The 12,561-nt window shown below is 60.3% G+C and carries 12 protein-coding genes and 1 pseudogene; 10 read left to right on the top strand and 3 right to left on the bottom strand.

The annotated features are described in order from the left end of the window. Window position 1: 1 nt before the first annotated feature. Together BJ928_RS34505 and BJ928_RS34500 are read right to left on the bottom strand one after the other, a co-directional pair. On the bottom strand, window positions 2-649 hold the full coding sequence (locus tag BJ928_RS34505; protein WP_082012003.1) for an SDR family NAD(P)-dependent oxidoreductase: 648 nt from the start codon (window positions 647-649) through the stop codon (window positions 2-4). Between the two features lie 114 nt (window positions 650-763). Beyond that, the gene (locus BJ928_RS34500) at window positions 764-1,747 is read right to left on the bottom strand and encodes an MDR family oxidoreductase (RefSeq protein ID WP_047636116.1); all 984 of its coding nucleotides are present in this window, start codon (window positions 1,745-1,747) and stop codon (window positions 764-766) included. Between the two features lie 174 nt (window positions 1,748-1,921). Between BJ928_RS34500 and BJ928_RS34495 the strand changes: the two genes are divergently transcribed. Then, the gene (locus BJ928_RS34495; protein ID WP_183079497.1) at window positions 1,922-2,263 is read left to right on the top strand and encodes a winged helix-turn-helix transcriptional regulator; all 342 of its coding nucleotides are present in this window, start codon (window positions 1,922-1,924) and stop codon (window positions 2,261-2,263) included. Window positions 2,264-2,389: 126 nt separating this feature from the next. Here the strand turns inward: BJ928_RS34495 and BJ928_RS34490 are convergent, their stop codons facing one another. Then, window positions 2,390-3,064: a TetR/AcrR family transcriptional regulator gene (locus tag BJ928_RS34490; RefSeq protein WP_047636114.1), complete on the bottom strand. Its 675-nt coding sequence runs from the start codon at window positions 3,062-3,064 to the stop codon at window positions 2,390-2,392. 383 nt (window positions 3,065-3,447) lie between these two features. Here BJ928_RS34490 and BJ928_RS34485 point away from each other — a divergent pair, with 383 nt between their 5' ends. The 9 genes and pseudogenes from BJ928_RS34485 to ltrA all read left to right on the top strand — a co-directional run bounded on the left by BJ928_RS34485 (window position 3,448) and on the right by ltrA (window position 12,502). Beyond that, window positions 3,448-4,641, top strand: coding sequence for an ABC transporter ATP-binding protein (locus BJ928_RS34485; protein WP_047636113.1), 1,194 nt, complete (start codon window positions 3,448-3,450; stop codon window positions 4,639-4,641). Beyond that, window positions 4,625-5,545, top strand: a complete 921-nt coding sequence (locus BJ928_RS34480; RefSeq protein ID WP_245432721.1) for a sugar ABC transporter permease — start codon at window positions 4,625-4,627, stop codon at window positions 5,543-5,545. Before BJ928_RS34485 ends, BJ928_RS34480 begins: the two co-directional genes overlap by 17 nt. Beyond that, a complete protein-coding gene (locus BJ928_RS34475; RefSeq protein WP_047636112.1) occupies window positions 5,545-6,372 on the top strand; it encodes a carbohydrate ABC transporter permease in 828 nt (275 codons plus the stop codon). The genes BJ928_RS34480 and BJ928_RS34475 overlap by 1 nt, the downstream gene beginning before the upstream one ends. Before the next feature lie 70 nt (window positions 6,373-6,442). Continuing rightward, on the top strand, window positions 6,443-7,714 hold the full coding sequence (locus BJ928_RS34470; protein ID WP_047636111.1) for an ABC transporter substrate-binding protein: 1,272 nt from the start codon (window positions 6,443-6,445) through the stop codon (window positions 7,712-7,714). Window positions 7,715-7,838: 124 nt separating this feature from the next. Next, complete coding sequence (locus BJ928_RS34465) at window positions 7,839-8,669, top strand: metallophosphoesterase (protein ID WP_047636110.1); 831 nt, start codon at window positions 7,839-7,841, stop codon at window positions 8,667-8,669. A gap of 135 nt (window positions 8,670-8,804) precedes the next feature. Then, window positions 8,805-9,680, top strand: coding sequence for a histidinol-phosphatase (locus tag BJ928_RS34460; RefSeq protein WP_047636109.1), 876 nt, complete (start codon window positions 8,805-8,807; stop codon window positions 9,678-9,680). Window positions 9,681-9,682: 2 nt separating this feature from the next. After that, window positions 9,683-10,219, top strand: a complete 537-nt coding sequence (locus tag BJ928_RS34455; protein ID WP_047636108.1) for a GNAT family N-acetyltransferase — start codon at window positions 9,683-9,685, stop codon at window positions 10,217-10,219. Between the two features lie 238 nt (window positions 10,220-10,457). Then, a pseudogene (locus BJ928_RS34450) lies at window positions 10,458-10,710 on the top strand (IS6 family transposase); the annotation flags it as partial. A 532-nt stretch (window positions 10,711-11,242) separates the two neighbouring features. After that, on the top strand, window positions 11,243-12,502 hold the full coding sequence (gene ltrA, locus BJ928_RS34445; protein WP_047636107.1) for a group II intron reverse transcriptase/maturase: 1,260 nt from the start codon (window positions 11,243-11,245) through the stop codon (window positions 12,500-12,502). The last annotated feature ends 59 nt before the right edge of the window (window positions 12,503-12,561 follow it).

Below are 12,561 nucleotides of genomic sequence, written 5' to 3'. Positions count from 1 at the left end.
GTTAGCGTACGATACCGCACTGCTCTTGTTCCGACCCCATTTCGATTGGGAATGAGTCGATGTCCTTGCCCGAACGCTCCCAGAGTTCCGTCCTCGTCGCTCCAGGCAGGACGGCTTGCGTATAAAGGCCTTGGCCAGAATAGTGAGCCGTCATCGACTGACTGAGGTTCAGCAGGAACGACTTCGAGCCACTGTAGACGCCGTCGTAGCGCTCCGGGGCAAGGGCCAGCACGGACGAGATATTGATCACTGCCCCTTGGCCCGTCTTGACGAAGGCCTTGGCCGCCGTCGCAGCCAGTCTCGCAGGCGCCGTGATATTGAGGGCGATGATCTTCGAGATCTCCGCCCCGCCGTTCTCCAGCAGGCTGCCCTTCAGCGACATTCCCGCGTTGTTGACAAGCAGCGATATGTCGCCCATCCCGAGTCTGGCCTCGACCGCGGAGAGATCGTTCTCCTTCGTAAGGTCGGCGACGAGGATTTCGATCTTCGACCCGACCCCCTTTAGCCGATCGGAAACAGCTTCCATCCTTGCACGATCGCGAGCGACGAGGACGAGATCGTATCCCCGTTTCGCCAGCCGATCCGCGTACACCGCGCCGATCCCACCGGAAGCCCCGGTGATGAGAGCCGTTCCTGGTCTTGCACTCATTCGAATTCTCCATTCCAGTTGTTCAAGTTCATAGGCGCACCACGGCTTCGCCTGGCTCCTTAAGAGAGCCAGACGCAGTTGCGCGCGTTTTCAAGGTTCGGTTGCCGGGCCGTACTATCGGTTTACATCGACGAGGGTTCGCCCACGGATTCGGCCAGCCAGCATCTCGCCAACTACCTTCGTCACATCGCCGAGACCGACCTCGGACACTGTGGATGCCAGCTTCTCCAGATCGAGATCCGTCGCCAGACGCTGCCATGCCTGTTCACGGACGGGCCGAGGGGCATTTACGGAGTCAATGCCGGCCAGCGTCACGCCGCGAAGAATGAATGGCAACACGGACGCTGGAAGATCCCTTCCGCCGACGAAGCCGCAAGTGGTGACGACACCGCCATAGGTAGTTTGGGCGAGGATGTTGGCGAGCGCGCGTCCGCCGACGACGTCGACGGCACCCGCCCATCGTTCCGCGGAGATCGGCGGTCCCTCAGCGAAGAGCGTCGCTCTATCGATGAGAGAGGTGGCGCCGAGATCCTTCAGGTAAGGACCCTCGCTCGACTTCCCCGTCGAAGCGCCGACGCCATAGCCGAGCTTCGACAGAATGGCGATCGCGATGGAACCGACGCCCCCCGACGCTCCGGTAACGAGGATCTCACCCCGGTCCGGTGAAATGCCGCCATGCTCAAGTGCAAGCACGCTCAGCATGGCCGTGAACCCTGCTGTCCCGATCGCCATTGCATGGCGCGTCGAGATCGAAGGAGGGAGTTTCACCAGCCAGTCGGCAGGCACTTTCGCCTTTTGTGCAAAGCCGCCGTTGTGCGTCTGGCTCAAAGCCCAGCCGGTGGCGACGACCTGGTCTCCCCTCGCGAAACGTGGATCGGCCGAACTCTCAACAGTACCAGCGAAATCGATGCCAGGGATCGACGGGAAGGTCTGGATGATCTTCTGGCCCGCGAGCGCGATCGCGTCCTTGTAGTTCACGGTCGACCATTCGACCGAGACTGTTACATCGCCCGCGGTCAGGAATTCGTCCTGTACCAACTCCACCGCGGCGGTCACGCCGTCGTTGCTCTGCCTCGCGACAATTGCCTGGAAGGTCATCAATGTTTCCTTGCTCTTGGAACTTTTGATTGCCATTTAAGCGCAGGCGGAAATCATTGAAAGAATGCACATTTACCGCCTATACTATCATCGCTGTAAGTAAGGTTCGAAGGGGTGCCCGTAGTGAGACCGAAGCGGCTGGAGCCAAAAAGCGGATGTGCGGCGGAACTGACAATGTCGGTCATCGGCGGATTGTGGAAGCCGACGATCTTGGTCAATCTGCTTTTGGGTAAGAAGCGATTCATGGAGTTGAGCCGACTGATCCCGGACGCCACGCAGCGCGTCCTCACGCTACAACTGCGTGAGCTTGAAGCAGATGGTCTGGTGACGCGTCGCGTGTTCCCCGAGGTGCCTCCGCGGGTCGAATACGAGGCGACCGACCTTGCACGATCAGTCGCTCCGATCCTGGCAAACCTGCGCGACTGGGGCAACAAGTTCCGCGATAGCCAGCAATGCCTTCCAGAACTCGTGCCCTATTGTCCAGCTGAAGATGCCAAGACAAAGCGAGCTATCTAGCCCGACGCCAGGCGAGTATCCGCATCTCGATGCGATTAGGCTGAAGACGCGGGATTTCAGCTAGGGGCAAGGGCGTGGTCAGCGGTTCGAATCCCATCAGGCCATGGCCTCAAGGTCACCGTCAGTTCAAACATGGTGATAGGGTGCGACGATAGCCAGAATTGTCTGAATATTGAACGCAAGACGTTGTTCCAGCGCAGCTCGTGTCATCATGCGCTTGCCATAGACGATAGAGCTCGTCGCATGGTTGGTGAAATAATAGTAGCAAATTGACGTAATTGTCAGGCCGAGCTGAATTGGGTCGATCCCAACCCGAAATGTGCCGTCCGCCTCTCCGCGCCGCAGAATGTCATCGACAAGCGGCCGCGAGTTGGCGGCGCCGTCCCTCAGAATGCGGGACTTTCGAAAATGCACGGCCTTCAACTGGTTTTCGGAATTCAGAATGGTGATGAATTCCGGGTGTTTGAGATAATAGTTCCAGACGAATGTCACCAATGCGATCAGCGCTTCGCGGGGAGGGAGCTGGTCAAGGTTCAGTGCCGCCTCGGCATCCCAGACATCGCGATAGACCTTCTCGATGACGGCCTGATAGAGCAGTTCCTTGTTGCCGAAGTACTGGTAGATCATCCGCTTGTTGATCTCGGCCCGCTCGGCGATGGCTTCAACGCGGGTTCCTGTCAGCCCGTTCGCCGCAAATTCCACAACAGCGGCATCAAGGATACGCGTTTGTGAAAGATCGGGCCTGCGCGGGTGTCTGCGCCGAGGCTGTTTGCGTGCTTCCGCACTCTTCTCTTCCGTCAAGACGCCTCTCGCTCCCGTCAATGCGTATGCATTTTGCTTGCGCCATCATCCAGGTCGCGCCTGCTTCGGCTTGTTCATCGCCATCATTCGATAGGGTGTTTTTGCGGCCTACGTCAATAGCTTAGGGGCGTTTTAAAGTAACTCATACGTTATTTATAGAGCCTATCCTCATATAAAATAAAGATAAAAAATCGTCAATTATGTTGCGAGTGTCATCCGAACGTCAAGAAAGGCCCATAGAGGATGGCGCGTTGACGACATGAACCGGCCAGGGTGTCGAGATGCATCGACCGGTTTGACTTCGCCTGACACCGGTCAGCGCGCAAAACGGAATTGGGCGCTAACCTCCGGGTGGGGTGGCCGCAAATAGAGCAGTAGCGGATATGGCAGGTCATTCCATCGATATCATGGACCTGGAAAAGCGGTTCGACCGTACCCAGGTCCTCAAGCGCATTAACCTTCACATCCGTGAGGGCGAATTTCTGACGCTTCTTGGGCCTTCCGGCTGTGGGAAGTCGACGTTGCTGCGTCTGCTTGCTGGCTTCGAGCCCTGCACCGGCGGCCGCATCCTGATCGGTGATCGTGACGTCGCACCGTTGCCGCCGAAGGTCCGCGATATCGCCATGGTCTTCCAGTCTTATGCGCTTTACCCGCACATGACGGTCCGGGCCAATATCGCGGTGCCGTTGGAAATGTCCCGCCTCTCATTCCGGCAGCGCCTGCCGGGCGCCGCGATCCTTTCGTCGAAAGTGCGTGGCGTCCGCAGCGAAATCGCCAAAGAGGTTGCAACGGTGGCGGAGCAGCTTGGCCTTGAGGCGCTCATGGACCGCAAGCCGGCACAACTGTCCGGCGGTCAGCGGCAGCGCGTCGCCGTCGGCCGGGCCATGGTCCGGCATCCTGCCGTCTTCCTGATGGATGAGCCGCTCTCCAATCTCGATGCTAAACTGCGCCAGCAGCTGCGTGAGGAGATCGTCGATCTGCACCGGCGCACCGGCATTACCTTCATTTACGTCACCCACGACCAGACCGAGGCCATGGCGATGTCGGACCGGATCGCCGTCATGGAGGGCGGAGAGATCAGGCAATGCGCCGCACCGGAAGAGATCTATGACCGGCCGGACTATCTTTCCGTGGCAAGGTTCGTCGGCACGTCTGCGATCAACGAAATGCTGGCAACGATCAGAGGGGGCGCCGTATTCGTGAATGGTCGGCCGCTGGGGTTGATGCTGCAAGGCATCGCTGACGGGACCTACCAGCTGGCCGTCAGGCCGGAACGACTGCACCCGACGGATGCCGGCGCCGGCGACTTTTCTCTGCCGGTGGAACAGGTCGAGTTCACCGGCAACGAGGTCGGCATCCGCTGCAACGGTGAGGAGATCGGCGCAGGCAGCGTGCGCGTGCAGCTGCGGCCGGAGAGTTTTGCCCGTCTGAGCCAGGGCCGGAATGTTGGTGAAAGGATCGCGCTGAAGATCCCCGAGGGGGCGGCGCTCGTTTTCGATGCCGCCGGTCGGCGTGTCTGGGCCACGGAAATGCAGGCGGCTTTGGCACAGGAGGACCGTCGTGAACATACGGTCTGATGCCAAGTTGAACGCAGGCGCCATGCGGACCGCCGAATGGAGCCATGCGTCGCTTGCCCGCGCGTTCTCCGCGCCGGCATTCATTCTCCTGGTCGCGACGGTGGTGGCGCCGGTCTTCATCGTCGCGCTGATCAGCCTGACCGATTACCGCCTGGGGCGCATCACGCTGAACTTCGTGGGGCTGGGCAATTACACGCATATGCTCGCGGATCCGTTCTTCTGGAGCGCGCTGCGCAACAGTGCGATCTATACGGCAATCGTCGTGCCGGTCTCGGTCTTCGGTGCAGTTTGTCTTGCCGTGCTGCTCGATGGTCGCCGCCGTTCGCGACGCTTCTACGAGATCGTCTATTTTCTGCCGGTCACGTCCACGCTGACGGCGATGTCGATCGTCTGGAGCTATTTGCTGAACGGGCATATCGGACCCTTGGCAAGTCTGTTCACGGCGCTCCGCCTGCCGCCGATCGATTTCTTCGCCGACGGAACGCTGGCACTGATCGGGCTTGCAATCATCGGCATCTGGCACCTGATCGGCTTCAACCTGATCCTCTTCCTCGCCGGTCTGACACTCATTTCCGGCGAGCTGAAGGACGCATCGGCGCTCGACGGCATGGACGGGTTCTGGGATCGGCTGCGTTATCTCACCTGGCCGCTTCTCGCGCCGACGACGATCGTCGTCTTCGTGCTGAGCTGCATCCAGGCCTTTCAGGTCTTCGATACGGTGGCGGTGCTCACCAATGGCGGTCCCTATGGCGCCACTGAAATGCTGCTGCACAAGATCAATACCGACACTTTCACCGGGCTCAAGGCCGGCTACGGCAGTGCGCTGACCGTCGTCTACCTGATGCTGATTGGCACATTTTCGCTGATCCAGGTGGCGCTCGGCAATCAAAGGGCGCATTTCTGATGGCGCGTTTCTCTCTCCGCCAGATCCTGGCACATGCCGTGCTGCTGGGCGGCGCCTTCCTGATGATCTATCCGTTCTTCTGGATGTGGCGGGCTTCTACCCAGGCCCCGGGGCAGATTTTCGGGAGCCTGCATGACGCCCCGCCGATCCTCACTTCTATCGCAGACAATTACGGCCGCGCGCTGTTCGACAGCCCATTGCCGCGCTTCATGCTGAACGGCGTGATCATGACCGGCGGCATCCTGCTGTTCCAGATCCTGACAACGGTCACCTGCGCCTATGCGCTGGCCAAATTCGACTTTCGTGGCCGTCGCCTGATTTTCGCGATCGTGCTCTTGAGCCTTTCCGTTCCGGCGCAGGCAACGGCGCTGCCGATCTTCATCGTGCTCGCAAAATTCGGGCTTCTCGACACCTATACCGGTGTCGTCATCCCCTATCTGACCTCCGGCTTCGCGATCTTCCTGTTCCACCAGTTCATCCGCTCATTCCCCGACGAGATCCTGCTGGCGGCGCGTCTCGACGGCATGAGCGAGGTGGAGATCGTCATCCGCATCATCCTGCCGGCAATGACCCCTGCCATTGCCGCCTTCTCGATCTTTTCGATCACCTTTCATTGGAACGATCTCTACTGGCCGATGATCGTGATCAGATCCATCGATCTGGCGCCGCCGACCCTCGGCCTCCTGTTCTTCCGGGGCCAGGAAGGCGGCGACAGTTTCGGGCCTTTGATGGCCTGCGCAACGCTTGTCACCGCACCGCTGATCCTGCTGTTCCTCGCCGCCCAGCGCAGGTTCGTGCAGGGCGTGACGATGACCGGCGTCAAATAAACCGTCTCTGCCCGGCGGCCACCGGGCAGAGACGAAAGTCAAGACCAATCCACGTTCCAAAGGAAACACCATGAAAATGAAAGCCATCCTCACGGCCGCAGCCTTGACCCTGGTCGCGACCGCACCGGTTTTTGCAGCCGATTCCGTCACGCTGAACTTCTACCACACGCAGCTGCCGTTCATGCAGTCTATTCTCGATGGCTTCAAGAAGGCGCATCCGGAGATCGTCATCAACGATCAGGCACCGGCCGCCAACTACAGCGCCGGCGACCAGAGCGTCATCCGCGGCATGATGACCGGCTCGGCACCCGACGTCTATCTCGCCTCCTATTCCTCGCTGCCGACGATTGCCGGCATTATGAAGGACCGCGGCGAAGCACAGTCGCTCGACGCGATGCTCGCCAAGGAAGGCAAGGACTGGCAGGCCGCCAATTACGCGCCGGCCATTCTCGACCTCGCCAAGGTCGGCGGCGAACAGTATGCGATGCCGTTCACCGCGTCGCTGCCGCTGCTCTACGTCAACAAGGAACTTGTCGAGAAGGCCGGTGGCAATATTGACCAGTTCCCGACCACCTGGGACGGCGTCATCGATCTGGCCGCCAAGATCAGCAAGCTCGGCGACGGCGTTCAGGGCATCGGCTTCTCGGTCGGTGGCCTCAGCGACGACTGGTACTGGCAGATGATGGTCATGGGCGCCGGCGACCAGATGCTGAACGCCAAGGCCACCGGCATCGGCTTTGACGACAAGGCAGGGCTCGAGGCGCTGCGCATCACCCAGGACATAGCCGTCAAGACCGGCATGTCTGTCTATGCCGATCCGAAGCCGGCGCAGCAGCAGTTCTTTGCCGGCAAGATCGGCATGGTAGTTGAATCGCCTTCCGACCTCGTCGCCTACGAGACCGCGATCGGCGACCGTTTCACCATGCGCACCGTCCGCTTCCCACTGATCGACGCCCAGAGGGGTGGTCTGCCGGCCGGCGGCAACGCGCTGATGGTGCTTGCCAAGGACGCCGCCAGGCGCATCGCCGCCTGGGAATTCATCAAATACATGACCAGCGCTGCGGTTCAGGCCGAAGTGTCGAAGGCCAGCGGCTACATGCCGGTCAACGTCCAGGCCGCCAAGGCGCTCGAAGGCTTCTACGCCCAGCACCCGAATTTCCAGACCGTGTTCAAATCGATGAATGCCGCCATGCCGTGGTTCGCCTATCCGAACAACACCGCTGACGGCGTCTGGAAGGGCGTGGCACCGATCCTCGACCAGCTGCAGCGTGGCAAGATCACCCCGGATGCCGCCCTGCCGAAGATCCGCGAGCATGTCGCCGGCGTGATGGCGGCGCAGTAATTCGCACCATCATCCTCAAACGCTCTAAAAATGGCCGGCGGGTTCAGGCTCGCCGGCCGGTTGAATGCCTTGTTCGCGTCCTCTGCGGGCGTTCTACCTAACTGTTACTGAAAGACAGTCTTCCATGAAAATCGCCGTCCTCTCCGATCCGCATATCGGCTCGACCAATGCCGTCTTCGTCCCCAATTGGGAGAAGGTCGTCGCGCATGTGAATGCCCGCAGCGATATCGATCTCGTCGTCATTCTCGGCGATCTGACGCTGCTCGGGTCCGAACAGCCGGAGGACCTGCTGTTTGGTCGTCTGGCGCTTGACGCGTTGCAGCCTGCCTGGCTTGTTCTGCCCGGCAATCACGATGTCGGCGATATTTCCCGCGCCAGCCACCAGCCGAGCAACAGCAAGCGGCTGGCTCTGTGGCAGGAACAGTATGGTGCGACACACTGGCATTCCGACCAGCTGCCGGGCTGGCGCCTGATCGGTCTCAACAGCCAGATCATCGATACTGGCCTGGCCGAGGAATGCGCCCAGTGGCAGGCTCTCGAAGAGGCGCTGGCAACCCGCGGATCGCGCCGCCCGGTTCTCTTCACCCATATGCCGCTGTTCCTGACCAACTGGGAAGAGGCCGACCGGCCCGCCTGGGCGCTGATGCATGACGGCCGCGAGAGATTGCGCCGGCTGATCGTCGGACATGACGTCTCTGCCGTCGTCACCGGCCACATGCATCGCACCGTCCAGCTCGACCTGCCGGAAACGCGGATGATCTGGTGCGCCGCATCGAGCTTCCTCACCTATGACCATTCGATGCCGGAACAGCCGGGCGCAGCACTTCTGGGCCTGACGATCCTGACCCTCGGGGAAGGGGAGGTCGGCGCCGAATTCGTCACTCTCCACGATCTGATGATCAGCCGGATCGAGGATTACAACGGTACGATTTATCGCTCGCCGGCGAAGGACTGAAGCTCGCAGGTTCTGCACCCATAGATTACCTGGGCGCATCCTGCAGATGACAAGCGGCCAGCGGAAACGGCCGGCGCGATCGTTTCGATCGATGATCGCGACCGCGCGCTCTCGCGGCCCGGGAAGGAAACAAAGATGGTCTGGTTCAGCTATCATGGCGGCCATAGCGGTGAATTTTGCGCCCATGCCAAATCGACGCTCGAAGAGATCGTCGAGACGGCCATCGAGCGCGGCTTCACCCATTACGGGCTCAGCGAACACTGCCCCCGCTACCGGGTCGAGGATCTCTATCCCGGCGAGGAAGATTGCGGCATTGCCGGTCTCGCGAAAGCTTTCGACGGCTATGTGAAGCGCGCCTTTGCCTTGCGTGATGCGCGCGCCGGCGAGATCGAGCTGCTGATCGGCTTCGAGACCGAAACTCTGCCGCCGGAAGGCTGGCTCGATGCGATGACGGCGCTGCGGCAGGCGCATCCCTTCGATTATATCGTCGGCAGCGTCCATGATATCTGTGGCCGCTGGGTCGATTTTTCCCCGGCCGACACGACGGCGCTGGCCGCCGATCTCGGCGGACCGGAAGCACTGCATCTCGCCTATTTCGACACCGTCACGACGATGGTCGAAACCCTGCGGCCGGATATCGTCGCGCATCTCGATCTGGTACGGAAGTTCGAGCCGCCACGCTTCGGCTTCTCGCCGCGAGTTCTGTCAGTGGTTGAGAGGACTCTGGAAGCAATCCGGGCATCGGGCGGTATTCTCGACGTCAACTGCGCGGCGTTCCGCAACGGCTACGGGCCGGTCTATCCCTTGCCGCAGATCCTTGAGCGAGCACGGGCGATGGGCATTCGCGTGACGCTCGGCGATGACAGCCACGGCGTGAAGACGGTCGGTGTCGGCCTCGACCGGTCGCTCGCCGCTATTGCCTCTGCCGGTTATGACAGCGTTGCCTATCTCACCCGCACCGATGGATGGCGCGAGGCGCCGCTCGACACGCTCAAGCCGGGCCGGATCTGATCATGGACATGCACGATATCCGGCCGGGCGTGAATGCGCCGGTGCTCACCCTCGCGCAGGCAAGCGATGCCGACATTCCGCTGATCATGGAAATCGAACGCAGTCCTGGCTACCCGGCGCTGGTCGGAAGCTACTATGCCGACGAGCATTATCGGCGGATGGCGGCACCGACCTGCACCTATCTTTTGGCGCGCAGCAATGGTGAACCAGTCGGCTTCGCGGTCATTCGCCGCGATGATGACGGCATGGGAACGGCGCAACTGCACCGGATCGCGGTCTCGCCGCCGGGGCAGGGCCATGGCGCGGCCTTCCTGCGGGAAATCTGCCGCTGGGTTTTCGAAGAACATGATATTGATCGGCTGTGGCTCGATCTGCTCGCGTCCAACACCCGCGCCGCCCATCTCTATCAAGCCCTGGGGTTTGTCGAGGAGGGCATCCTGCGCGCGTCGTTGCGCACGGCTGAAGGGCGTCACGATCTCGTATTGATGTCTTTGCTTCGAGAAGACTGGCGGTTCCGGAAGGTAAAGCTACGGCCTTAGGACACTGCTACGAGCAACGGCCGATTCAGGGAATGCAGTCGACATGAATGGAAATAAAACATCTGAGGCGAGCGCGGTAGATTCGCAATCTCGCATCACGCTGTGATGATGTTCAGCTCCAGTGAGACGGCTAAAATGTCAACTACATAGTGATTTCACGGAGGCCGGCGGTTCGATCCTCTTCAAGGGTGGCGTCGCCTTAACCGGCTGGTTGGAGCTGACTTGATATTCGGGTTTCATGACCGAAGCCCCGCATACCCACTTCAGACGCCATCGGTTTCCTGCTGAGATCATTGCCCATGCGATATGGCTCTATTATCGGTTCCCGCTGAGCCTTCGCGACGTCGAAGCTCTGTTGGCTGAGCGGCATCTCCGTCACGTTTCAGACCGTCGCGGAATGGGCGGCGAAATTCGGCTTGACGTTCGCTCATCAGCTCCGGCGCCGCGCACGAGGCCACTTTGCCGACAAGTGGCATCTGGACGAGGGTGTGCCGCGAGGCACCCACAGCAGTGTGGGAGCCGAGCTGCACGGAAGATGAGGGTATGGTCCCTCGAAGCCGACCGTCAGGGGTAGGTTTCAAACCACTGCAAGCTGCAACGGTAAAGAGCCGTGGTGGTGAGCGTTGCAGAAAAGGCGGACGTTAGTCCGTCAGGTGAGGTTTAGAGAGACGAGCGCAAGCGAACCGCTGATGACGTGTCGAAAAGTGCAAGATGATGTCGAAACCGGGAGGAATTCGTTAGCCCGGGACAAGTCTGGGGGGCGACCTGATTTCTGCCCAGGCGGCATCCGGCATGAAGGCGGCGTGACTCTTAACCAGGCTTTCGTGTGGAACGCGGGAACCTGTCGCTCCGATGTTAAGGGAGAAACCCAAGCCGGCGGTCCCTGCGAGGGTGAGATTACCGAAGCGGAGCACAGGGGCGGAGCAGCCCGTAGTAGTGCTGAAGGTCCTGTAATGGGGCTGGAGCGAAGGGGCTGCGTTGTTCAGCTCTGGAGCGTGGACAACCGGCGACGGGAGGATCCTCGTGGATAGAGCAAAGCCGTACGCGATCCCGAAAAGGGAGGTGTGGGAAGCATATAAGAGGGTTAGAGCCAACCAAGGAGCGGCTGGTATTGACGGCCAGACGATTTTGGACTTTGAGGCTGATCTTACGAACAACCTGTACAAGCTCTGGAATCGGCTGGCGTCGGGCAGCTACTTTCCGCCGCCGGTGCGGCGGGTCGACATACCCAAGAGCGATGGGAAGACGCGCCCGCTGGGCATACCCACGGTCGCCGATCGCATTGCGCAGATGGTGGTCAAACGCCATCTGGAACCGACAGTGGAGCCTGAATTCCATCCGGATTCCTATGGGTATCGGCCCGGCAAATCGGCACTCGATGCGATCAGCGTGGCGCGGCAGCGATGCTGGCGTTACAACTGGGTTCTTGATCTCGATATCAAGGCTTTCTTTGATAGCATTGAACCGGACCTGCTGATGCGGGCTGTGCGCAAGCACACCGATTGCCCGTGGGTGCTTTTATACATTGAACGATGGCTGAAAGCGCCAGTGCAGATGCCGGACGGAAATCTCGTCGCCAGAGAACGAGGAACGCCACAGGGCGGGGTAATCAGCCCTCTCTTGGCAAACCTCTTTCTTCACTACGCGTTTGACATGTGGATGTGTCGGAATTTCCCGAACATTCCGTTTGAGCGTTATGCTGACGACGCGATCTGTCATTGTCGGACCGAGGACCAGGCGATGGCGCTTCGGAACGCTCTGGACGCGCGTTTTACTGATTGTGGGCTGACGCTTCATCCTGACAAGACCAAAATCGTCTATTGCAAGGATGAAAGTCGGCGAGGCACTCATCCGGTCTACAAGTTCGACTTTCTCGGCTACGCTTTCCGGCCGAGACTTGTGAGCAAGAAGGCCGGGGGCATGGGTGTTTCATTCGGTCCTGCGGCCAGTCCGACGGCGCTCAAGGCGATACGGGGCACGATCCGTAGTTGGTCCTTGCACCTTCGCAGTGACAGGGCTCTCGATGATCTGGCACGGATGTTCAACTCGTACATCCGCGGCTGGATCAACTACTATGGTCGGTTCTGTCCTTCAGCTCTCCAACCTACGCTCTGGAGTGTCGAGAGATACTTGGCTCGATGGGCCTCGGGAAAGTACAAGTCCTTGCGTGGGCATAAGCGGCGATCCCGGCATTGGCTTTTGCGCATCGCGCAGCGCCAACCTCGGCTGTTCGCCCATTGGCCTCTGCTTCATGGATACGGTCGAACAATGGGAGCCGGATGATGCGAGAGTATCACGTCCGGTTCTGAGAGAGCGTGGGGGTGAAATTCCCCTGCGCCACT

Origin of the sequence: Rhizobium sp. WW_1 (assembly GCF_003610155.1) — a bacterium.
In the GTDB taxonomy this organism is placed as follows: Bacteria; Pseudomonadota; Alphaproteobacteria; order Rhizobiales; family Rhizobiaceae; genus Rhizobium; species Rhizobium tropici_A.
The sequence above is the reverse complement of the archived record's forward strand: the minus strand, read 5'-3'. Positions and strand labels throughout refer to the sequence as shown.